Source organism: Empedobacter sp. GD03865 (assembly GCF_029840775.1).
In the GTDB taxonomy this organism is placed as follows: domain Bacteria; phylum Bacteroidota; class Bacteroidia; order Flavobacteriales; family Weeksellaceae; genus Empedobacter; species Empedobacter falsenii_B.
Genome location: NZ_JAOCDF010000013.1, coordinates 1 through 24003 on the forward strand (window position 1 = coordinate 1; position 24003 = coordinate 24003).

Annotated in this window: 22 protein-coding genes and 1 pseudogene; 13 read left to right on the plus strand and 10 right to left on the minus strand. The window is 32.3% G+C overall.

The annotated features are described in order from the left end of the window. Positions 1–45: 45 nt before the first annotated feature. Both N5D46_RS06700 and N5D46_RS06705 read left to right on the plus strand, forming a co-directional pair. Positions 46–207: a DUF5522 domain-containing protein gene (locus N5D46_RS06700; RefSeq protein ID WP_160279602.1), complete on the plus strand. Its 162-nt coding sequence runs from the start codon at positions 46–48 to the stop codon at positions 205–207. Between the two features lie 4 nt (positions 208–211). Next, on the plus strand, positions 212–943 hold the full coding sequence (locus tag N5D46_RS06705; RefSeq protein WP_084106931.1) for a DUF2911 domain-containing protein: 732 nt from the start codon (positions 212–214) through the stop codon (positions 941–943). A 36-nt stretch (positions 944–979) separates the two neighbouring features. Here the strand turns inward: N5D46_RS06705 and N5D46_RS06710 are convergent, their stop codons facing one another. Continuing rightward, a complete protein-coding gene (locus N5D46_RS06710; RefSeq protein WP_280049537.1) occupies positions 980–1414 on the minus strand; it encodes a potassium channel family protein in 435 nt (144 codons plus the stop codon). A 185-nt stretch (positions 1415–1599) separates the two neighbouring features. Here N5D46_RS06710 and N5D46_RS06715 point away from each other — a divergent pair, with 185 nt between their 5' ends. Further along, positions 1600–3219 (plus strand): family 10 glycosylhydrolase, encoded by a 1620-nt coding sequence (locus N5D46_RS06715; RefSeq protein WP_114999991.1) that lies wholly within the window; start codon positions 1600–1602, stop codon positions 3217–3219. A 49-nt stretch (positions 3220–3268) separates the two neighbouring features. Here the strand turns inward: N5D46_RS06715 and N5D46_RS06720 are convergent, their stop codons facing one another. From N5D46_RS06720 to tsaD, 3 genes are all read right to left on the minus strand, one after another. Next, on the minus strand, positions 3269–3622 hold the full coding sequence (locus N5D46_RS06720; protein ID WP_038336316.1) for a hypothetical protein: 354 nt from the start codon (positions 3620–3622) through the stop codon (positions 3269–3271). 171 nt (positions 3623–3793) lie between these two features. Further along, positions 3794–4501 carry an RsmE family RNA methyltransferase gene (locus N5D46_RS06725; protein ID WP_114999993.1) on the minus strand — a complete coding sequence of 236 codons (708 nt, stop codon included), beginning with the start codon at positions 4499–4501 and terminating at the stop codon, positions 3794–3796. Further along, positions 4501–5520, minus strand: a complete 1020-nt coding sequence (tsaD, locus tag N5D46_RS06730) for a tRNA (adenosine(37)-N6)-threonylcarbamoyltransferase complex transferase subunit TsaD (RefSeq protein WP_038336318.1) — start codon at positions 5518–5520, stop codon at positions 4501–4503. Before tsaD ends, N5D46_RS06725 begins: the two co-directional genes overlap by 1 nt. 63 nt (positions 5521–5583) lie before the next feature. Between tsaD and N5D46_RS06735 the strand changes: the two genes are divergently transcribed. From N5D46_RS06735 to N5D46_RS06770, 8 genes and pseudogenes are all read left to right on the plus strand, one after another. Further along, positions 5584–10179, plus strand: a complete 4596-nt coding sequence (locus N5D46_RS06735) for a translocation/assembly module TamB domain-containing protein (RefSeq protein ID WP_221854793.1) — start codon at positions 5584–5586, stop codon at positions 10177–10179. A gap of 212 nt (positions 10180–10391) precedes the next feature. Then, positions 10392–10862, plus strand: coding sequence for a winged helix-turn-helix transcriptional regulator (locus N5D46_RS06740; RefSeq protein ID WP_038336320.1), 471 nt, complete (start codon positions 10392–10394; stop codon positions 10860–10862). A gap of 33 nt (positions 10863–10895) precedes the next feature. After that, on the plus strand, positions 10896–11597 hold the full coding sequence (locus N5D46_RS06745; protein WP_038336322.1) for an NUDIX hydrolase: 702 nt from the start codon (positions 10896–10898) through the stop codon (positions 11595–11597). Positions 11598–11606: 9 nt separating this feature from the next. Continuing rightward, positions 11607–12089, plus strand: a complete 483-nt coding sequence (locus tag N5D46_RS06750) for a hypothetical protein (protein ID WP_114999996.1) — start codon at positions 11607–11609, stop codon at positions 12087–12089. 207 nt (positions 12090–12296) lie between these two features. Next, entirely contained in the window at positions 12297–13712 is a 1416-nt protein-coding gene (locus N5D46_RS06755) for an L-serine ammonia-lyase (protein WP_280049538.1), read from the plus strand. Positions 13713–13975: 263 nt separating this feature from the next. Continuing rightward, the gene (locus N5D46_RS06760; RefSeq protein WP_125350223.1) at positions 13976–15853 is read left to right on the plus strand and encodes a DEAD/DEAH box helicase; all 1878 of its coding nucleotides are present in this window, start codon (positions 13976–13978) and stop codon (positions 15851–15853) included. 115 nt (positions 15854–15968) lie between these two features. Next, a pseudogene (locus tag N5D46_RS06765) lies at positions 15969–17144 on the plus strand (AMP-binding protein); the annotation flags it as partial. A gap of 63 nt (positions 17145–17207) precedes the next feature. Continuing rightward, positions 17208–17666 carry a hypothetical protein gene (locus N5D46_RS06770; protein ID WP_347881019.1) on the plus strand — a complete coding sequence of 153 codons (459 nt, stop codon included), beginning with the start codon at positions 17208–17210 and terminating at the stop codon, positions 17664–17666. A gap of 66 nt (positions 17667–17732) precedes the next feature. Here N5D46_RS06770 and N5D46_RS06775 read toward each other — a convergent pair whose 3' ends face one another. The 3 genes from N5D46_RS06775 to N5D46_RS06785 form a co-directional block, all read right to left on the minus strand. After that, positions 17733–18059: a hypothetical protein gene (locus tag N5D46_RS06775; RefSeq protein WP_115000004.1), complete on the minus strand. Its 327-nt coding sequence runs from the start codon at positions 18057–18059 to the stop codon at positions 17733–17735. Continuing rightward, positions 18049–18399: a phage holin family protein gene (locus N5D46_RS06780; RefSeq protein WP_219034203.1), complete on the minus strand. Its 351-nt coding sequence runs from the start codon at positions 18397–18399 to the stop codon at positions 18049–18051. The genes N5D46_RS06775 and N5D46_RS06780 overlap by 11 nt, the downstream gene beginning before the upstream one ends. A 63-nt stretch (positions 18400–18462) precedes the next feature. After that, positions 18463–18822, minus strand: coding sequence for a YtxH domain-containing protein (locus N5D46_RS06785; RefSeq protein ID WP_125350224.1), 360 nt, complete (start codon positions 18820–18822; stop codon positions 18463–18465). Between the two features lie 100 nt (positions 18823–18922). Here N5D46_RS06785 and N5D46_RS06790 point away from each other — a divergent pair, with 100 nt between their 5' ends. Both N5D46_RS06790 and murB read left to right on the plus strand, forming a co-directional pair. Next, positions 18923–20125: a pyridoxal phosphate-dependent aminotransferase gene (locus N5D46_RS06790; protein ID WP_280036080.1), complete on the plus strand. Its 1203-nt coding sequence runs from the start codon at positions 18923–18925 to the stop codon at positions 20123–20125. 13 nt (positions 20126–20138) lie between these two features. Then, the gene (gene murB, locus N5D46_RS06795; RefSeq protein ID WP_280049539.1) at positions 20139–21158 is read left to right on the plus strand and encodes a UDP-N-acetylmuramate dehydrogenase; all 1020 of its coding nucleotides are present in this window, start codon (positions 20139–20141) and stop codon (positions 21156–21158) included. A 26-nt stretch (positions 21159–21184) separates the two neighbouring features. Here the strand turns inward: murB and N5D46_RS06800 are convergent, their stop codons facing one another. The 3 genes from N5D46_RS06800 to N5D46_RS06810 form a co-directional block, all read right to left on the minus strand. Continuing rightward, entirely contained in the window at positions 21185–21496 is a 312-nt protein-coding gene (locus N5D46_RS06800) for a hypothetical protein (protein WP_219034206.1), read from the minus strand. Positions 21497–21500: 4 nt separating this feature from the next. Next, on the minus strand, positions 21501–22292 hold the full coding sequence (locus N5D46_RS06805) for a cobalamin-binding protein (protein ID WP_219034207.1): 792 nt from the start codon (positions 22290–22292) through the stop codon (positions 21501–21503). A gap of 97 nt (positions 22293–22389) precedes the next feature. Beyond that, entirely contained in the window at positions 22390–23880 is a 1491-nt protein-coding gene (locus tag N5D46_RS06810) for an aminoacyl-histidine dipeptidase (protein WP_038336337.1), read from the minus strand. Positions 23881–24003 lie beyond the last annotated feature (123 nt).

Below are 24003 nucleotides of genomic sequence, written 5' to 3' on the forward strand. Positions count from 1 at the left end.
TAATGATAGTTTATAGATAAAAGTTGTAAATTCACAGCGTTAGAAATGAAAAAGTTTGAAGAAGGAGATTATTATTTATCTCCAGAAGGTTTCAGAATATTTACTGAACAATATCTAAAAAAAAGAGGGTATTGTTGTAAAAGTGGATGCAAACATTGTCCGTATGGATACGATAAAAAAACAGATAAAATAAAGAATAAGAAATAATTATATGAAAATAACATCAACAGTTTTAGCTTTGTTAATAGGAAGTTGTGCTTTTGCTCAAATGAAATTTCCCGCGGTAAGTTCTCATGCTGAAGTTGAACAAAAAGTAGGTTTAACAGAATTTGAAGTTGAATATAATCGACCAAATGTAAACGGAAGAAAAGTATTTGGAAAATTGGTACCGAATGGAGAAGTTTGGCGAACTGGTGCGAATGAAAATACGGTCATCAAATTTGATAAACCAATCAAAGTGAATGGACAAGAGTTGGCTGCTGGCGAATATGCGTTGTATAGCATTCCGAATAAAGAGGAGTGGGAGGTAATTTTTTACAAAGACACGAAAAACTGGGGAAATCCGAAAGAGTGGAAGGAGTCGAATATCGCTTTGAAAGTGAAAGCTCCGTCAACAAAATCGATGAACAAGACAGAAACGTTTGAGATTCGTTTTACAAATGTGACGCAAAAATCAGCGAATTTGGTATTAGCTTGGGATAACACAACGGTTGTTTTGGATATTGAAACGAATACAATTAACGAAGTTTTAAAAATGATTGGAGATCAATTGAATGAAAATTCTTCTGCAAGAGATTTTTACAATTCAGCAAACTTCTATTATTCGAATAAATTGGATCGAAATCAAGCGTTGAAATGGGTTAATACAGCTTTAGAAAAAGATGCAAATGCGCCAGATTATTACAAAGAATTGAAAGTTAATTTGGAAAAAAATAAATATTAATTAAAAATCCCTTCAAAAATTTTTGAAGGGATTTTTTTATTGAGTAATATTCTTCTTTAAGATAATTTGTAGGTAAGAAAACATCAACGCAGTTGACCAGCCTACCATCATAATTCCGTTTATAGCTTCTAATCCAGCCATAATTTTCCATTCGCTATCAATCACAACATCACCGTAACCAACGGTTGTAAAAGTGATTAATGAAAAATAGATTGCTTCTTGAAAACTATATAAATTGTCAATATTTGGATTGAAATAAAAAGTAGCCGCCCAAATTGTACATTGTGCACCGTGCAATAAAGTCAAGAAAGATACTGAAATTGCCATTTGCCAAAGCACTTCACTAAACGTTAATCGTTGTTTTTTGAGATTATATTTATGTAGATATTTTAGCGAATAAACCGTAACAGTTGATTGTAAAATAACATTTACACAAATAATCAATACGCCAAAACATATAATTAGAAACATATTTTTATCAATTATAGATGAGTACAAAAATGTAAAGAATAAAATTTATAGAACACTTTTTGAAGCGAAAAATTTTGTAAATTTAATAGAGAAGGAAAATCTAGATATCCTAAATATTTGATAAAATCTGGATTAATAAAGCTTTATTACTAATTTTGTAACGCTAAAAATACATATTTCAACGAATGAAAATTAATTTTAAATATATTTTGATGTGTTTCGGAATAGCTACAATTGGCTTATCTTCGTGTGCTTCAAATAAAAATTCGAAAAAAATAGTTTATAAAAAAGTAGAATCTAAGCAGCCTATAAAACCTGTCGAATCTACGAAGTCAACCATTGCTACTACGCCAAAAACTGAAATTCCGAACAAGAAAGATGAAGTTTTTACAGTAAAACTACCTGAAGTAAATCGTGAGTTTCGTGCAGCTTGGGTAGCTTCTGTTGCAAATATTAACTGGCCTTCTAAAAAAGATTTGACAACAACGCAACAAAAAGATGAAGCAATAAAGTTGTTGGATATGTTAGAAGCAAACAATTTTAATGCTGTTATTTTTCAGGTTCGCCCAGCGGCAGATGCTTTGTATAAAAGTAATTTCGAACCTTGGTCTTACTTTTTAACTGGAGAAGAAGGTAAGGCGCCTTCGCCATATTATGACCCGTTAGAATTTTGGGTGGAAGAAGCACACAAACGTGGAATTGAGTTGCATGTTTGGTTAAATCCTTACAGAGCGCATCACAGTAGTGGAGGTCCAGTGACAAACGAATCGATGGTGAAAAGATCGCCAAGTAATGTGGTGAGATTGAAAAATGGCATGTATTGGTTTGATCCTGCTGACAAAAAAACGCAAGATCACGTTTCGGAAGTTGTTCGTGATATCGTTTCGCGTTATGATATTGATGGTGTTCATTTTGATGATTATTTCTATCCATATGCATCGTATAATGGTGGTGCAGACTTTCCAGATAATTCAACTTGGAATGTTTACAAGAATAATGGAGGAATGTTGTCGAGAGCAGATTGGCGTCGTCAAAATGTGAATACAATTATTGAGCGTATTTATAAAGAAATCAAAGCAGAAAAACCTTTTGTAAAATTTGGTATTAGTCCTTTTGGAATTTGGAAACCAGGATATCCTGCTGGAATTACAGGTTCTTCGCAATATGATGAATTGTATGCAGATGCAAAATTATGGTTGAACAAAGGTTGGGTTGATTATTTTTCGCCACAATTGTATTGGCCAATTAATTCGACAGGACAAAGTTTTCCGAAATTATTAGAATGGTGGAAATCAGAAAACACACATAATCGTCATCTTTGGCCAGGTTTGAATACTGTAGAAGTGAAAGTTTCGGATAGAACAACTGAGATTACAAATCAGGTAAAAATGGCTGGAGAAATTTTACAAAACAATGTGGGTGTTATTCACTGGAGTATTGCTGGATTAACGAAAAATCCTTCGATGTTGAGTTATCTGAAAGAAGGTCCATACAAAGCTAAAGCTTTGGTGCCAACTATGAATTGGATAAAAGCAGATCGTTTGGTAAAACCAAGTTTGACTGTAAATATGAAAGCGTCAGAAGTTGTGATGAATTGGAATGATTATAAAATGAATTCAAATGTTTCGAAATGGATTTTATACACACGTTACAACAACGATTGGGAAACGTCTATTTTGGATAAAACCAAAACAAACCAAACAATTTTGAAACACAAAGATGGTAAAAGTTTAACAGCAGTTGCACTAAAAGCTGTCGATCGTTTAGGAAACGAAAGTGATTACGTTGCTCAAAAAATTAATTAAGAATTGAATTTCTCTCAATATAAATCCTCAACATAAGTTGAGGATTTTTTTATTTTTTTCTCTTTAAAATATAATAAAGCGCATCGTTATCATTTTCTTTTGATGTGTAGGCAAACTGAAATTCATATCCGTTTTCAGACATAAAATTCAACGCATCAATCATCGAATTGAATTTCACTGAAATTCCGCGTTCATCTTTTATTTTCAAACCATTTTTCAGTGAAAAAGATTTGGTTTCTTGTCCAAAATCCAATCGAATATTCATTTTTGTACTCAAACCTCGCCCAGTTCCAATAATCTGTACATAATCAACATTGATATCTTTAATCGGAACATCATTTACAGTTTGCGCAACCGAAAAATTACCGATGAATAATCCCAAAATAAGTGCTAATTTTTTCATAAGTTTTAAATTTTGATAAAGATATTTATTTTCGAATGAAAGAAAAAAGCTGTTTCAAAAGACTAAAATTAGTCATGTCATTTCGACGCATGGAGAAATCTGTAATTTAGATTTCTCATTTCACTACGTTTCATTCGAAATGACATTTTTGAAACAACTTTCTTAATTATATTATTTCAATCCCCAATCAACAGCAAAAACAGCTTGTAAAGCTGCAGTTTCAGTACGGAAACGTTGATGTCCAAGACTAATTCCTGTAAAATTATGATCTTCTGCAGCGAAAATTTCATCTCTCGAAAAATCACCTTCAGGACCAATCATAATCAAAATTTTCTGCGGATTATTTTCCAAAACTGTTCGTAAAGGCGTACGTTCAATATCCGCTTCGCAATGCGCAATACATTTCGTGAAACCTTCAAAATCCTGTTTGATAAATTCATTGAATTTTGTCAAATCATTTACTTTTGGCAAATACGCTTTCAACGATTGTTTGGTTGCAGATTGTACAATTTTTTCAATTCGCTCGATTTTAATATTTTTTCGTTCCGAATGAAAAGTCTGTAAAAAAGTAATTTCGTCAATACCAATTTCAGTTGCTTTTTCTAAGAAAAATTCCAAACGTTCCATTGTTTTTGTTGGTGCAATTGCAACATGTAAATAGTAATTTTTCTGCTCGAAATTTACTTTTAAGTCAACAACTTTTCCTTCAACTGCTTTTTTAGAAATTGATGTAATTTCAACTTCAGCCAAATTTCCTTTTCCATCTGTCACGTGCACCAAATCGCCTTCATTTCCGCGTAAAACTTTTGCAAAATGATGACTTTCTTCTTCGTTGAGAATAGCTGTTTCGTGATGAATTTCTCCAAAAAATAATTTCATTAAATATGGTATTTAGCTACAGATTTCGCTGTGTTTTCTGTAAATAACTCTTGATCAAATTTTAAACTTCCAACCATTGCAATCATCGCTGCATTGTCTGTTGTATAAGCAAATTTTGGTATAAAAGTTTTCCAACCAAATTCAGTTTCTCCATCTTTTAATCGTTGACGAATTTCAGAATTTGCAGAAACTCCACCTGCAATTGCAATTTGTTTAATTCCAGTTTCGTCCGATGCTTTTTTTACTTTTTCCATCAAAATATTTACGATAGAACGTTGAATAGAAGCGCACAAATCATCAATATTTTCTTCTATAAAATTTGGATTTGCTTTGACCTCTTTCTGAATAAAATATAAAATTGACGTTTTGAAACCGCTAAAACTAAAGTTTAAACCATCAATTTTTGGTTTTGCAAATTTGAATTTTGTAGGATCTCCAATCTTAGATTTTTTGTCAATAATTGGACCTGCAGGATATGGTAAGTTTAAAATTTTACCTGCTTTATCAAAAGCTTCACCAGCTGCATCATCAATTGTTTCACCTAAAATTTCCATCTCAAAATAACTGTTGATTTTCACGATTTGTGTATGTCCACCAGAAACAGTCAAACATAAAAATGGAAAAGTTGGTTTTTCGTCGTTGGCATCTTCAATAAAATTTGCCAAAATATGTGCTTGCATGTGATTAACCTCAATCAACGGAATATCCAATGATTGACTGAAAGATTTCGCAAAACTTCCGCCAACCAAAAGCGAACCCATCAATCCTGGACCACGTGTATACGCGATTGCTTTAAGTTCTTCTTTGTTAATATTTGCCTGTTTTAAGGCTTGATCTACGACGGGAACAATATTTTGTTGATGTGCTCTCGAAGCTAATTCTGGTACTACGCCACCATATATTTCGTGAATTTTTTGGCTTGCTACAACATTAGAAATAATTTTATTTCTGTCAATAATTGCTGCGCCTGTATCATCACAAGAAGATTCTATGGCTAAAATGTAGTTTTTATCGCTCATAATTCCTTGTAGAATAAAATTTATAACTTATTTTTACCCTGCAAATATCGTAAATTTAAACCATTGAAAATAGTCAGACGAATAGGAAGATTTTTATTGTCGTTGATTATACTCGTTTTAACCCTTGTTTTAACAGTAGCAATCGCAATACAAATCCCTGCGGTACAGACAAAAATAGCTCACTTTGCCTTAGAAAAATTAAATAAATCGTTGAACACACAAATGTATGTAGATGCGGTTGATATTGATTTTTTTGGGCGTATTTATTTCTATGGTGTACACATTAAAGACGATCACAAATATGATTTTTTGAAGTCGAAGACTTTAGAAACAACAATAAATGTTTGGTCGTTAATTCCAGGAATCAAAAAAGATCATATCAATTTGAGTGAAGTGAAATTGATTGAACCTGAAATTCGTGTGATTACCTACAAAGGTGATTCGATTTCGAATTTCATCAAATTTGTGAACGGTTTTAGTTCTGATAAACCAAAAGATCCGAAAAAGATTTTCAAATTAGATGGAGATTTTATTTTACAGGATGGAAGAGTTTCAATTGTTAATCAAAATTCTGGAAATGTTTGGTTGGATTCGAAGCAGTTGAACATGACGGTAAAAAAGTTTCGATTAGTTGATTCTGATATTACGGCTGATTTAGAAAACTTCTGCTTTGTTGCAACAAAAAATAAAGAAACGTATAACGTACAAAATTTCACAGGAAAAGTTCATTATTCGAAAAAAGAAATTCGAGTTGGGAATTTAAATTTACGAACGGATACGTCTGTTTTAAACGGAAATTTATTATTGAGTTACAATCAACCTTCGGATATGTCTGATTTTAATAATAAAGTTCGTTGGGACGTTTTTTTTGATCGAGGATCTAAAATTAATTTTAAAGAAATTCGCTATTTCACTGATTTATTTGATAAAAATTCTTCGGTTGATTTATATGGAAAAGTAAATGGAACCCTGAATAATTTAACATTTACAGATTTCGAATTGAAAGGAGAAGATAATTATGTTGGTGCTTCTCGTTTACAATTGCAAGATGTGACACATGGTTCTTCGCTAAATTTTTCGACAAGAAATGTAAAAATCAATACATCCTATCAAAAAATTGTAAAGTTACTTCCAACCTTTGTTTCTAAGAAAATTCCGAATATGTTGACTCGTTTTGGAAACTTAAATTATCGTGGTGATATTTCATTAAATCCAAATGAAATTCATGCGAATGGTTACGCAGTTTCTGGACTTGGTGATGCTGATATTAAAGCTCAAATTAGGAATTACAAAGATGTAAAATCGTTAATTTATAAGGGAACTTTAGATGCGAAAAATCTTAATCTTCGTCAATTAACAAATGCAAAAGATTTGGGTTATGTAAGCGGAAAATTTAGATTTGATGGAAAAGGAACTGATCTAAAAAATATCAATTTAAATTTAGATGGAAATCTTCGTTACATCGATTTGATTGGAAAAAGATATCAAAATATTACAGTAGATGGCTTGGTCAAAAATTATCAGTTTAATGGTTTATTTGATATCAAAGATCCTAATCTAAATGCACAATTGAACGGAAAAATTAACTTCAGTGGAAAACCATATGATTTTGATTTTACATCAAACATTCGTCAAGTTAATTTAGATTTTCTTGGAGTTACAAAAAATCTAAATGCAATAGTACGTGGCGATGTTGAAGGGAATTTTAAGCTGACAAATATTAATGATTTTAGGGGAAATATTGATGTCAAAAATCTTTATTTCCGTTCTAAAAAAGATACGTTAGAATTGTCACATGTCATGTTGAATTCTCAAATAGATGGTTCGCATAAAATTATGACATTAGATGTGCCAGATTATATGAAAGCCACTGTTGATGGGAAATTTAATATTACAGAAGTTGCAAATGTTATCAATAATTCGCTTGTAGATTTGGTGCCATCTTTTCGTCATAAAAAAGTTTCGCCAAATCAGGCTTTTTCGTTTGATGTTTATGTGCAAGAAAATTTATTACAATATATCGATCCATCGATTTCTATTGAGCCAGATACACATGTTAAAGGTTATATTGATGGTACGAAAAATCAATTGGAAGCGACATTGGATACTCCAGGTATAAAATATGCAGGAATTCAATTGTTTCAGTCGAATGTTAATCTAAATACAATTGCAGAACTACCAACACTTAATGCGAAAATTGATAGTATGAAAGTGAGTGGAGTTACGATTAATGCGATTAACGTAAATTCGATTCCGAAGAATGATACAATGATTGTCAAAACAGATTTTAATATTGGTCGTAAGAATCCAATTTTATTTAATCTAAATCTTTTTCACACAGTTCAGAATAATAATGATTTGATTTTTGGATTTTCACCTTCGACAATACAAATAGATTCGACACAATGGACAATTAATCATTTGAATGATGCAAATTCTAATCGGGTAATTTTTAATCGAATCAATAAATCATTAAAAGTTGAAGATTTGTCATTAGAATCGGAAGAACAATATTTAAAAGTAAGTGGTTTATTTAATAACAATGTAGATTACAATTTCAATGCTGATTTTAAAGATTTGCATTTAGAAAAAATCATTCCTAAAACATTATTGAATAATCTAAAAATTGTCGGTATAGCGAACGGTAAAGTAGATATTATTCGTACAAAAGAAAAGTTAGAACCAACACTTGAAGCTAAAATTGATAAGTTAGGTTTAAATGATTTTGAGCTTGGTAATTTGACTTTACAAGGAGGTTATAATGTAGCGGATAAACAATTTAATTTTGAAACAAGTTTACAGAAAGAGCAAATTCAATCGTTGGTTGCTTATGGTAATATTATTAATAAACCAACAGGTCCTGAAGTCGATGTAGATGCCAATTTTGATGAGTTTCATATCGATTTCTTAGAAGGATTCTTAAAATCTGTTTTCTCTAATATGCGTGGAACGTTATCTGGTGATTTAAAAATTACTGGACCAATTGATTTACCAAATCTTAGCGGAAATATGATTGCAAAAGATCTTGGATTAAAAGTTAATTTCTTAGGAACAGATTATTTATTTGAAGGAGAAAATGAATTACTTGTTTCGAAACAAGGAAAAGGACAAGGGATTATTATGTTGAATGATATTGCGTTCAAAGACACAACTTTCAATACAAAAGGAAAAGTTGATGGAGCAATTCTTTTCCGCAACTTATCTAAATGGGGTCTCAACTTAGATTTTGATACTGATAATTTATTGGTGATGAACACATCTATTAAAGACAATGAATTGTTTTATGGAAAAGTATTTGCGAAAGGAAATGTATCTATGTTTGGTGCGGTAGAGGAATTGGAGATTGCTGGAGATGCGACAGTGGTTGGAAATTCTGAGTTAACGATAAATACAGGAAGTACAACAATTGAGTCAGAAAATAATTTGGTACGTTTTGTTCCTAACCAACATCTAGATGAAAAATCGAAAAATAACGAGCCTCACGCACCAAAAGGAATGTCGATAGATGTCAACATCAATGCGTATCCAAATGCGATGGTGAATTTGATTTTTGATGCAGCTACAAATGATAAAGCAACAGCGCGAGGAACTGCAGAAAATCTTAGATTCTTAATGAATAAAGCAGGATTGAGTATTACAGGGGTATATAATATAGAAAGTGGAACATATGAGTTTAGACAATTTCCGCTGATTCCAAAAGATTTTAAAATCAAAAAAGGATCTTCGGTACAATTTGCAGGAAATCCACTTGATGCAACGCTTAATATTACAGCTGAATATCAACGTTCGGTGTCAAATGTTGGAGACTATTTAGGTGTAGGATATTCGCAAATTTATGATGCTCTCTTATCAATTAATATTTCTGAAACGTTGAAAAAACCTATTATCGATTTTGGATTAACAATTCCTAATGCAGGTTCGGATATCAATTCGCAGTTACAATCAAAATTCCGTTCAAATACAGAAGAACAGATGCTTCAGTTTAGTTATATCTTATTGACAGGTAAATTTGGTGATGCTTCGGCTGTTCAATCTGGTGTAACAAGTACAGCTGCTGATATTGGTTTATCGACAATTGCGGGTATGTTGTCTTCTATTGCGAACAATGTAGATATACAAATGGAGTATGTCGGTGGTAGTGCGCAATCGGAGACAAATGATAAAATTAGAACTTCTGTTTCTTATCGGGTTAATAATCGTTTAAGTTTACGTGGTTCGTATGGAATTGCGGTTACAAATAATAGAAATGTACAAGAGAACTTCGATGGGAATTTTGATGTTTCTTATGATATCTCGAAATTAAACAATGGATCTTTGGTCTTAAAAGCATTTACAAAACCTACAACTTTCGGTTTATTGCCAGGAATGGAAAATAACTTAAATCAAAGTTTCGGAGTAGGAATTCAGTACAACAAAAGCTTCGATACGTTTAGAGGATTTTTAGGTTTAGATGAAAATAAACGAAAAGCAAAAGCTAAAAAAGAAGAGCAACAGCAAGAAAGATTTGATTCGATTGTACTTCCGAAACAGTTTAAAAGTGAGGAAAGAAGAATAGATTCTACTCGTCAAACTACAAAAGATACGGTCAAAGTTACGTATCAAAAAAGTACTCAACCTAAAGTGGAACAAAAACGTCGTGGTTTAGTCAAAATTAAATAAAAAAAAATGAGTTTATTGTGGTTAGACAATAAACTCGCGCAAACAAACAAAAGTGATTAGTTCTTTCTTTTTTGAACTATTATTATAACAAAAGTAAAATATTAAATAAATCATTAAAAAATATTTTGAAGTTTGTTTGTTTTATTTATAATTTTGCTAAAAATTAATTCGATTTTTTATTAAAATAATAATAATAATCAAAAATTAGGAAAATGAATTACATAATTGATGATGTTGATAAGAAAATTTTGATGTATTTGATTGACAATACAAGAATGCCATTTACAGAAATTGCAAAGAAAATGAATGTTTCTGCTGGTACTATTCACGTACGTGTCAAGAAATTAGAGGAGGCTGGAATCATCAAAGGAACTACACTAATTACAGATTATGATAAAATGGGTTATCAGTTTGTTGCGTATGTAGGATTGTTACTTACAAAAACAAACAAAACTCAGAAAGTGATAGATGAATTATATAAAATTCCTAACGTAACAGTGGTTCACGTTGTGTCTGGGAAATATAATATTTTCTGTAAAATTCGTGCAAGAGATACTTCTGATGCGAAAGATGTTATCTACAAAATTGATCAAATTGATGATGTATTGAGAACAGAATCTATGATTTCGTTAGAAGAATCTTTCAACGATAAAAATAGATTGATGCATTCAATTTTTCATTAAAAATAAATTTCAATTTATTAATCATCCCACAAAATGACAGACGAAGAAAAAGAAAAATATTTTCAGGTCGCTCTATGTTCAAGTCTCGTACTTTTCGGGTTTGATGGAGAAGATCTCAAAATATTGGTGTACAAAAAACTAAATGATCCTTTCAAAGGAGCATTGGTTTTGCCAGGAAAATATATTGCGCCAACGGTAAGTAACGATCAAGCAATTCACGAATTGTTGATTGAGAAAATTGCTTACGATGAGCATCAAACATATATTGAACAATTGAAAGCCTTTACAAAAGTTTTTCGTAATCCATTAGGACGAGTTGTAAATGTTGCTTACTATGCTTTGGTTAAATTAACACCTCAAATAGAGGAAAAAGTGAAAACACAAGGTGGAGAATGGTATGCTTACGACCGTGTTCCGGATTTGGCTTTTGATCACAATGAGATTGTAAAATATGCAAAAGAGCGTGTAAAACGTCGTGTGAAGCGTCGTCCAGTAGGGTTCAACTTACTTGGAGATGAGTTTACAATTGCGCAATTGCAAAGTTTGTATGAAAAAGCCTTGAATCGTGAGTTGGATAAACGTAACTTTAGAAAGAAAATCTTTAATTCAAATTTAATTATCGAAACTGGTAATACAACAGATCCTAAACAACATCGTAAAGTATCTAAATTGTATCGTTTTGATGAAGAGAAATACGAAAAATTGAGTTTGAAAGGATATGATTTCTTATTTTAAAATAAAGCTATGACAGATCAAAAAGTAGAACAAAATCAAGAACGTGACGATATTTTTGACACAAAAGTTTTAATGTCGGATAACACCAAAACAAAAGATTTGAAACACGAAGGAAACAAAACATCATTCCTTTTCAAGTCAATGATTTTTATAATGGTTTTCTTGATTTTGAGTATTCTTTATCGTGGTTATCAATTATTGGTGACAAATGATTATTTGTTTCGCCAAATGATGAACGAAGACGCACCAGAAATGCCAAAATGGTATCCAATTTCGACTCTTGTTTTAGGAGTCATTGCATTAATTGGTATCTTTTTAGTAAGATCTTATAAAAGAATTGGTGTGTACATGGTTGTAATATCGTTGTTCGTGTCAGCAGCAATGCAGCCCGAATTTATGGCAGATGGAACACTTTTTACCATGTTTACATTATTTGTGTTTATAGGTTATGGTTTAGCGATTATCTATCCATATTGGCACAAGTTTAAATAAAAACTTAATAAAGTATAGAAAAGAGGTTACAATTAGTTGTGACCTCTTTTTTTGATGCTGAATTATTTGTGTTAATATCATTCAATATGAATATTTTAAGCATGTTAATTGTTTAAGTTGATAAAAAAACTGCTTAAATAAAGTGAATATGAGAATTTAACGGCTATATTTGTCTTGTGTGGAAAAAATATAAATTAAAAGTACAAAATGGATTGTATTTCAGTATTTGATATGCTCAAAATTGGCGTTGGTCCTTCAAGTTCGCATACTTTAGGTCCTTGGCGCGCTGCAGAAGCTTTTCTGAAAGAATTGGATGCTGCATCTATCTTTAATAAAATTACAAAAGTTCGTGTAGATTTGTACGGCTCTTTATCGCTTACGGGTAAAGGACATGCAACTGATTATGCAGTAATGTTAGGGTTAAGCGGTGCTGATCCTGAATATATTCCTGTTGATGATATTTCGAATATTATTAATACAATCAATACAAATAAACAATTAAATTTTGGAAATAAATTTTTAATTGATTTTAATCCCGAAACTGATATCGTTTTCAATCGTGAGTTTTTATCTTTTCACGCTAATGGAATGATGTTTACAGCTTTCTATGAGAACGAAGAATTATCTTCTACGTTTTATTCGATAGGGGGAGGATTTATTACAAAAGAGGATGATAGTGCTACCAATACAGATGTCACTTGTGCTTTTCCATATTTATTTAATACATCAACAGAATTATTAGAATTTTGTTCGAAAGAAAATAAATCGATTTCTGAAATTATGTTCGAGAATGAAAAAACAATTCGAACTGAAGATGAAATTCACCACGAATTAATGCGTGTTTGGAATACTATGTTAGAGTGTATGTACATTGGTTGTCATACAGAAGGTATTTTACCAGGCGGATTGAACGTGAAACGTCGTGCTTACGATATGCACAAAAATTTGGTTGGAGCAACACCTTATTCTAATTCACAAGAATGGATTGCATCAATCCGAAAAACCAAAGTATATTTTCGTCAAATCTTGAAATGGGTGAGTTGTTTTGCTCTTGCTGTTAATGAAGTAAATGCTTCGTTAGGTAGAGTTGTAACAGCGCCAACAAATGGAAGTGCAGGAGTTATTCCAGCAGTTTTGATGTATTATTTGGTGATCGAAAATCATAAAGCTGGTCAAAAAGAGATTGAACAATTCTTAACAACAGCAGGAGTTATTGGTTCTATTTTTAAGAAAGGAGCAACTATTTCTGCGGCAATGGGAGGTTGTCAAGCTGAGATCGGTGTATCTTCGGCGATGGCTGCAGCTGCATTATGCGAATTAATGGGAGGAACTCCTGCGCAAGTAACAATGGCTGCCGAAATTGCAATGGAACATCATTTAGGTTTAACATGCGACCCGATTGGTGGTTTGGTACAAATTCCTTGTATCGAACGTAACACAATGGGAGCGATTAAAGCGATAAATGCAGCAGAATTAGCATTGGATACAGATCCATTGAATGCGAAAGTTCCGTTAGATAAAGTTGTGAATACGATGTGGGAAACTGCAAAAGATATGAATAATAAATACAAAGAAACTTCTGAAGGAGGTTTGGCAGTTGCTGTAAATATTGCAGATTGTTAGTAATTTATTCATTATCAATAAAATAATATTATGTGTATTAATTGTAAGGATTATGAATGTGTGTTGTGTATTTCAAAAATAATCCTTACATTTGCACAGCCTTTTAGAGTTAAGGTACGGATGTTAAAGAATATTCATTTAGGGATTTTTTAGGCTGCTCAGCCATTTAATTTTATTCTTTCATATCTGTTGGTTAAATAATTTAAAATAAAACCGTGATATGAAATATAAATGAATTTCATTATCTCGGTATCGTATCTAACATGATTACATTCAAAGAATTAGGACTTCAAGAAGAAATCCTAACTGCAATTGAGAAAATGGGCTTCGTTAACCCATCTCCAATCCAAGAAAAAGCTATTCCTCAAATCCTTTCATCAGATCAAGATGTTATTGCATTGGCGCAAACAGGTACAGGAAAAACTGCAGCATTCGGGCTTCCAGTTTTAAATCAATTAGACAGCAATTCAAAATCAGTACAAGCAATTATTTTGTGTCCTACTCGTGAATTATGTTTACAAATTGCAAAAGAATTAGAATCTTTTTCTGCTGATATGCGTGGAGTACGTGTACAGGCAGTTTACGGTGGTGCTGACATCGTTAAACAAATTAGAGGATTAAAAGATAATCCACAAATCGTTGTAGGAACACCAGGTCGTACAATGGACTTAATTAAACGTGGTGCATTAAAAATTAATGATATCACATGGACAGTTTTAGATGAGGCAGATGAGATGTTGAACATGGGATTCCGTGACGAAATCGATTCTATCTTAGAAACAACTCCAGAAGAAAAACAAACTTTATTATTCTCAGCTACAATGCCTTCAGAGGTTCGTCGTATCGCTTCAGAATATATGCACAATCCAGTTGAGATTGCTGTAAGTAAAGTAAATACTGCATCAAAAAATATCGAGCATCACGTTTACTTAGTACGTTCTTCTGATCGTTACTTAGCTTTAAAACGTTTGGCCGATTATTACCCAAATATTTATGGTATCGTTTTCTGTAGAACTCGTCGCGAAGCGAAAGACGTAGCAGATAAATTGATGCAAGATGGTTACAATGCAGACGCATTACATGGAGATTTATCACAATCACAACGTGATCACGTGATGGAGAAATTCCGTAACCAAAATATTCAAATCCTTGTCGCAACAGACGTTGCTGCTCGTGGTATTGACGTAAATGAGTTGACTCACGTAATCAACTTCAATTTACCAGATGATCCAGAAGTTTATGTACACCGTTCAGGACGTACAGGACGTGCGGGTAACAAAGGAATTTCTATCATTATTTCAGGAGGACGTGAAGCGCGTAAAATTAGAGATTTAGAAAAATTAATTGCTTCTAAAATCGAGCCTAAAAATGTACCAACTGGAGCAGAAATCTGTGAAAAACGTTTAATTTCTTTAATCGATAAAATCGAAAATATCGAAGTTGATGAAGAATTAATCGAGCCTTACATGGAAACTGTAAATGAAAAATTGGCGAACTTAGATCGTGACGATTTATTAAAACGTTTCATGACAGTTGAGTTCAATTCTTTCTTAGAATATTACAAAAACACGAAAGATATTTCTTCTGAAGGAGATCGTGGTGATAGAGGAGATCGTTCTTCTAACCGTCGTGGTGGACGTGATTTCTCTCGTTTCTTTATTAATATTGGTCAAAAACACAATTTACGTGTTCCAAACTTAATTGGTTTAATTAACGAGCAAACTCGTAATCGTAACATCGAAATCGGAAAAATTGAAATTTTACGTAATTTTTCTTTCTTCGAAGTTGATACACAATTCGAATCATTAGTGTTAGAATCTTTCAAAGATGCACAACGTGATGGAGTAGACTTAGATGTTCAAATCTCTAAACCAGAACCTAGACGTGGTGATGGTGAGCGTCGTGGTGGAGATCGTCGTCGTAATGACAGAGGAGATTCTCGCGGACGTGGTTTCAATAGCCGTCGTGATAATGACCGTGAAAGAAGTGGAGGTTATCGTGGTGGAGATCGTGATCGCGGAGGAGACAGAGGTGGATTCCGTGGAGGTGATCGTGACCGTGATTCTAGAGGTGGAGATCGTGGTGGTTACCGTGGAGGAGACCGTAATAGAACAGGAAACTCAAGAAGAGGTAGAGATTAATATATTCTCAATAAAAAATAACAAAAAGGATGATTTTATAAAATCATCCTTTTTTATTCATAAAACTTCTGTTTGAATAAATAATTTTTCTATATTTATTCAAAACCACAAATAAATGACAGTACAAGAATTGTTTAGCTCTATTCGATTATCCATCGAAGAAGAGAATTATACGCAATTAAAACAGATTAAAATTTTCAAACCAGAGAAATTCAATTGGGTGAAGGATATTTTTGAGCCTTATAATGTTGCTCAATTAGGAACTCAAAAAGGTTTAATTTGGAAGTATAATGAAGAACGAGAAGATTATACTTTTCAGAATTTAGCTGATAAATACAATCAATTTTTAAACTATTTAAGAAACAAAGGAATTGTACAAGGAGACAAAATGTTTTCTCAAGTTCCATTATTACCGATTACTTGGATTGGTTATTTGGCTTCTATCAAAGGTGGATTAATTATTATTCCAGCCGCAACAACTTTAGAAGCAAGGGATTTAACGTTTAGATTCGAGTCTTCTTTTCCAGAAGTTGCTTTAGCAGATCAAGCAAATGCATCGAAAATAGATGAAGCAGAAGCAAAATTTGATAAAAAGATTAAGGTAAAATTAATCACAGAAGGCGAGTGAGAAGGTTGGATAAATATCAATGAGTTATGGAAAGAATCTATTCAAGCTGAGGCTGCAGATACAAAACCAGACGATGATTTATTCTACTTTTTTACTTCAGGAACGACAGGAATGCCGAAAGTTGTGGTGCATACGCATTACACTTATCCGCTTGGAGGTTTCACGACTTCTTCTTGGGTTGGAATGAAAAAAGGTGATTTACATTATAATATTTCTCAACCAGGTTGGGCGAAATTCTTTTGGAGTAGTTTTTTTGCTCCATGGAATATGGGTGCGACAATTTTGGGTTATCATTCAGATAAATTTGTTCCGAAAGAACAATTACAAACCATTCAAGATTTGGGTGTAACAACTTTTTGCGCACCACCAACAGCTCTGCGTGTATTGATTTTAGAAGATTTGAAAAGTTATGATTTCAAACTTCGTCAATGTGTTGCAGCTGGTGAACCGCTTAATCCAGAAATTATAGATGTCTGGAAAGAAGGTACAGGAATTACGATTCGTGATGGTTATGGACAATCAGAATCAACTGCGATGATTGCGAATTTGCCAAATGAGAAGATTAAATATGGATCGATGGGAAAACCTGCGTTTTTATACGATATTGTGATTGCTGATGATGATGGAAATATTGTACAAGATTGCGAAGAAGGAAATATTTGTGTTGTGCATAATGAAGAAACCATCAATGGAATTTTCAAAACTTATTTGATTCAGAAAGATAAAATGGCGAAAGTTTTCAAGCATGGATTATATTATACAGGAGACAAAGCTTATAAAGACGAAGATGGTTATGTTTGGTTTGTTGGGCGTGATGATGATGTGATAAAAGCGTCTGATTTCCGTGTAGGACCATTTGAAGTAGAAAGTGCTTTGTTAGAGCATGATGCCATTATGGAAGCTGCTGTTGTGGCAAGTCCGCATGATTTGAGAAGTAATGCTGTAAAAGCTTTTGTTATTTTAGCACCTGGAAATGAAGCTTCGGAAGAATTAGCAAAAGATATTTTTAGATATACAGAAGAGCATTTAGCACGTTACAAAATTCCACGTATTGTGCAGTTTGTGGAGAGTTTACCAAAAACAATTTCAGGAAAAATACGTCGAGTGGAATTGCGTAACCAAGAAGCTGTTGATAAAAAGAATAAAACGATTATACCAAACGAATATTTTCACGAAAAATATTAGTCGAGCTTAAAATTAACACACAAAAAAACCACTTCAAACGAAGTGGTTTTTTAATATCAAATAATTTTATAATTTTTCTTCTATATATTCCTGAATTTTATTCGTAATAATTGGAACCGCTATCATAATCAATCCAGAAATTAAAATTTTTGTAATTCCCTTCATTGGATATTTTTTTGAAGCTTTATCTCCAGCCCAATTTAATGCACTTTCAACTTTAGAAGAAGTAAAACTTGTATCGGATTTTAAGTTTGTTACAAGATTAACTGCTTTATTTACAAATGAATTTTCATGTTTATTTTCAGCAACTTTCATTTGTAATTTTAGTTTACGTTTTGCCATTCGCAAATCGTCTAAATTTTTTATCGCAGACATTTGTTCTTTATTCTTCATCGTCGTCTTCGTCATCTTCCTGGTTAGACATAGCTTCCATCGCGTTTTCTACGGCAATATTTGTCAAGAAAAGTTTTAATTTCTTTCTAAATAGAATAGAAAAAACCATCATTAAGAAATAAATTCCAGTTACAGCAAGAAAACCTAATCCTGTATCATTAAAATAACCTCCCAAAATAAATCCTAATGCTAAACTTCCTAATAATAATAGAAACAAAGAAAATACGGCAATAATTAATACATAAATACCGCTCGCCAACATATTACTCAGCGAATCTACGAGATCGTATTTAGCTAAAGTTATTCTATTATTAATATAAACTTTTAGTTCATTAAACATAAAATTGATTTATTTCAGACAAAGTTAATTATAAATTTTAAGGAATGTTGTATTTCGAAGAAATTAAACTCCTACGTTTTCTTGAAATTCGTCTTTTAAATCTTCTTTTGTTTGGTTTGCTTTAGATTTTAAATCTTTTCCAGCTTCTTTCGCTTTTGCTACAAACTCGTCTTTTTGTTCTGCTAATTTTGATTTTACTTCGTCTAATTTAGCTTCTAATTCTTTTTTTGTTTTTTTCGCTTTATCAGAAAAATCATTCGCGTATTTGTCTAACTCTTTTTTGTATTTGTCAGCTTCTTTTTTTAATTTTTTGCGAGTGTCTTTCCCTGATTCTGGTGCATATAATAAACCTACTACTGCTCCGATTGCTGTTCCAATTGCTAAACCTGCTAATAATTTAGTTGCATTATTTAATTTACTCATAATAAAGTTTTTTTTGAGATTAAACGTTTTTTATATTTACACTTTAAAATTACAAAAACAATACCAAAGAATTCAAATCAAATTTTAAAAATTACAATAAATGTTAATATTATCTGAAAAATCACAAAATATGCCAGCTTCTCCAATCAGAAAGTTGGTGCCATACGCAGATGCAGCGAAAAAAAGAGGAACGAAAGTTTATCACTTAAATATTGGACAGCCCGATATTGAGTCGCCAAAAGCTGTTTTAGAAGGATTGAAAAATTTTCCTTCAAACATTATTTCTTATACGCACTCAGAAGGAACGTTGGAATATCGTCAGGCTTTGGCAGATTATTTTACAAATCGCGGAATTGAATTAACGCCAGAAAATTTTATTGCAACATTAGGAGGTTCGGAAGCTTTATTATTTATTTTCGGAATTATTGCAAATCCAGGAGATGAAATTATTATTCCAGAACCTTTTTATGCAAATTATAATGGATTTACATGTGAAAACGATGTAAATATTGTTCCAGTTCCATCTACAATCGAAAATAATTTTGCTTTACCATCTGTTGAGGAGTTTGCAAAAAAAATTACAGATAAAACACGTGCGATTTTAATTTGTAATCCAGGGAATCCAACAGGTTATGTATATTCGAAAGAAGAATTAAATCAATTAAAAGATTTGGTTTTAGAGCATGATATATATTTAATTGCGGATGAAGTTTATGCAGAATATTTATATACAGAAGAAGAATTTACATCTGTTTTAAGTTTCCCAGAACTGAAAGATAATGCAATTGTAATTGATTCTGAATCGAAACGTTTTTCTTTATGTGGAGCACGTTCTGGAGCTTTGATTACACGTAACGAGAAATTCTTAAAAGCTGCGATGTTATATGCTCAAGCGCGTTTAAGTCCAGTTGAAATTTCTCAGTACATTGCAACATTAGCACACAGAAACGTAGGAACTTATTTTGAAGATTGTCGTACAGAATATTTAAAACGTCGCAACACTTTGGTAAAAGGTTTACAACAAATTCCAGGTGTTGTTTGTCCAAATCCAAAAGGAGCATTTTATTGTATGATTCAATTACCTGTAGATAGTGCAGAAAAATTTGCAATCTGGTTATTAGAATCTTTCTCATCAAATGGAGAAACAGTAATGTTGGCACCAGGAGCAGGATTTTATTCAACTCCAAATTCAGGAATTCAAGAAGTTCGTTTGGCTTATGTTTTGAAAGAAGAAGATTTGGTTCGTTCTGTCGAAATCTTGAAAGAAGCTTTAGAACAATATCCAGGAACAATTAGATCATAAGAAAAATACGAAGATGGAAATCATCGAAAATTATTCATTAAAATTATATAACACATTTGGAATAGAAGCGAAAGCAAAATATTTTGCTGATGTTGCAACTATTCAAAATTTGCGAAAAGTTTTGGTTTTTCGTCGTCAAAAAGATTTACCTATTTTATTTATAGGAGGAGGAAGTAATATGCTTTTTGTAGACGATTTCCCTGGAATTGTGTTAAAACTGAATTTGAAAGGAATCGAAATTATCAATGAAGATGATGATTTTGTGTATGTAAAAGCGCAAGGAAGCGAGAATTGGCATAATTTTGTTGAATGGACGTTGCAAAATGATTTCGGAGGATTAGAAAATCTTTCGTTGATTCCTGGAAATGTTGGTACTGCACCGATGCAAAATATTGGTGCGTATGGCGTAGAGGTAAAAGATTATATCGAAGAAGTTCAGACATTAGTTCTGGAAACGGGTGATGAACGTACTTTTACAAATGAAGAATGTCAGTTTGGTTATCGCGAATCTGTTTTTAAAAATGAATTGAGAGGTCAATATGTCTTGGTGGCAGTTACGTTTAAACTGACAAAGAAAAATCATAAACTTCATGTGGAATATGGTGCAATAAAATCTGAATTGGAAAAGGAGCAAATTTTTGATCCAACGATTCAAGAAATTAGTGCAGCTGTGATCAAAATTCGTCAAAGTAAATTACCAGATCCTTCGCAAATAGGGAATTCGGGAAGTTTCTTTAAAAACCCTGTGATTTCGAATGAAGAATTTGCTGAGATTGAAAAACTTCATCCAGAAATTTCTCATTTCAAAACTGATTTAGGTGTAAAATTAGCTGCTGGTTGGTTAATAGAACACGCAGGTTGGAAAGGAAAACGTTTTGGAGATGCGGGAGTTCACGACAAACAAGCTTTGGTCTTGGTGAATTATGGAAATGCAACAGGACGCGAAATATATGATTTGTCTGAACGAATTATAGAAGATGTGAAAGCCAAATATGGCGTAACATTGGTTAGAGAAGTCAATATTATACAATAAATTAAATCCCGCTTTCAGCGGGATTTTTATTCTTCTTCTTTATTGATTTTTAATTTAGAAATTCCAATTATTAATATAATTCCGAATGCTATGTATAAAAGTTTTTCGAGAATATTTGTTACTATATTTAGTTCATAAATTGAAACACCAAGATATTCTTTTATAGATAATCTTATTATTGATAATAGTAATATAGAAATTGTTATGAAAATTAGATAATTACTAAAACTTATTTTTTTTCCGTGAGCAACAATAGAAATAATTAATAATAAAATATCGAATACGAAGTGAAGGACTAAAATTACTTTAGTATACAAAATTAAAAAATCCGGATCCATATATTTATTTATAATTTGTAATAATCTCCACAATTTTATCCAAACCATCGGTTAAAGCAGCAGGACCAGGTTGTAAAATCAATTCAGATTTTATTTCGTATAAATGATTTTGTTGAACTGCTTTTACATTTTCGAAACCAATACGTTGTTTTACTTTTTCTGGTTTGAACATTTTACCACACCAAGAACCAATAATAATTTCAGGGTTACGTTCAATCACTTGTTCAGCCAACAAAATACGATCTTTAGCCAAAGCTTTATTTTTGAGTTCTGGAAAAGCTAATTTTCCTCCAGCAATTTCTATCAAATCATTTACCCAAGCGCTTCCCGAAATAATTGGTTCGTCCCATTCTTCAAAAAAAACTGTTGGATGATAGGGAAGGAGAGCAGCTTGTTGTTTTACTTCTTCGAGTTTCTTTTCATAAGATTCAACTAATTTTAATCCTTTATCTTGGCAACCAATCAATGAAGTAAATTGCACAATCATATTTAAAATTTCATCAACTGTTCGGTGATTAAAGATAAACACATTGATTCCTCTTCTAATTAATCCTGCTGCAATATCTGCTTGTAAATCCGAATATCCTACAACTAAATCTGGTTTCAAATTGATGATATCTTCAAATTTAGCATCTAAAAAAGTCGAAACTTTAGGTTTTTCTTTTCTTGCTTGTGGCGGACGATAGGTAAAACCACTAATTCCTACTAAACGATGTTGTTCATTAATGTTATACAGAATTTCAGTTCCTTCTTCGGTTAAGCAAACAATGCGTTGAGGATATCGATTTGATGACATTTAATTATGATTAATAATAACTAAAATTAAGATTAAAATATGTAAAAAAAAAAGACCACTTGCAAAAGTGGTCTTTAGATTAAGTTTTCAGCTTAAATTATATATTTTTTGAATTTGCACAGCTGTAATCAACTGGACCATCGTTTGGAATATCTTTTAAAATATCTAATAAATAATCCCAGAATTTTTGAACTGATGCAATTTCTACTTTTTCGTCAGGAGAGTGAGCGCCAGAGATATTTGGACCGAAAGAAATCATATCCAAACCAGGATAATTTGTTCCAATAATTCCACATTCTAAACCAGCGTGACATGCCACAACTTTTGGTTCTTCTCCGAATTTTGAAACATAAATTCCTTTCATCAATTCTAAAATTTCTGAATGAGTATTTGCTTTCCAACCAGGGTAAGATCCTGAGAATTTAACCTCAAAATCACCTAATTCGAATCCAGCTTTTAATGTTTGTGCTAATGCTTCTTTACCTGATTCTATAGAAGAACGAGTTAAACATAAAACACGAGCATTTCCGTCAATAACTTCTACGCGAGCCACATTGTTAGACGTTTCTACTAAACCTTCAACATCTGGACTCATTCTGTAAACACCATTGAAAGCTGCCATAATCGTTTGAACAAAAACTTTAGAATCTTGTGCTGACATTGCATCAGTTGCATCAGTTGATTCTAATGTAATGACCATTTTAGGCTCTTTCGTTTCGTATTCTTCAATAATTTCTGCACGTAAAGTTTCGTAAGAAGCTTTGAAAGCGTCAACTTTATCTGTAGGAATCACAATTTTAGCCCAAGATTCGCGAGGAATAGCGTTACGTAAACTTCCACCTTCCATATGCGCGATTTGTAAACCAAATTCAGTTGCAGCATTTAACAAACGAGCAATCAATTTGTTCGAATTTCCTAAACCTTCGTGAATTTGCATTCCAGAGTGTCCACCGTTCAAACCTTTTAATGTTAAGGTAAAAGCAGTTCCGTTAGTAGCTTCTGCCGTATAAGATTTTGTAGCCGTAACATCAACACCACCAGCGCAACCAATGTCTAATTCGTCATCTTCTTCTGTATCTAAATTCAACAAAATTTTCCCAGATAAAAATCCTGCTTTCAAACCTAAAGCACCAGTCATTCCAGTTTCTTCGTCAATCGTGAAAAACGCTTCAATAGCTGGATGAGGAATATCTTTCGATTCTAAAATTGACATAATTGTCGCAACTCCAATTCCGTTATCAGCACCTAAAGTTGTTCCATTTGCCGTAACAAATTTTCCATCTTCAATCAACATTTCAATTCCTTGTGTTTCAAAATCGAATGTAACATCGTTATTTTTTTGACAAACCATATCCAAGTGTGATTGCATCACCACTTTTTTACGGTCTTCCATTCCTGGATAAGCTGCTTTTTTGATCAAAACATTTCCTACTTCATCTGTTTCGACAGGTAAACCTAAATCTTCACCAAATTTGATGATAAACTGACGAACTTTTTCTTCTTTTTTAGAAGGTCTTGGAACTGAGTTCAATGCTGAAAAGTTTTTCCAGATTGCTTTTGGTTCCAAATTAAGAATATCGTTATTCATTGTTTGTTTTTTTATTGTTCCTCAAAGTTACGGAATTGCAACAATATAGTTTTATGAAAGAAGTTTTAAATTTTAAATAAAGCAAAAAATCCCTTGAATTCAAGGGATTTTTTAATGTATACT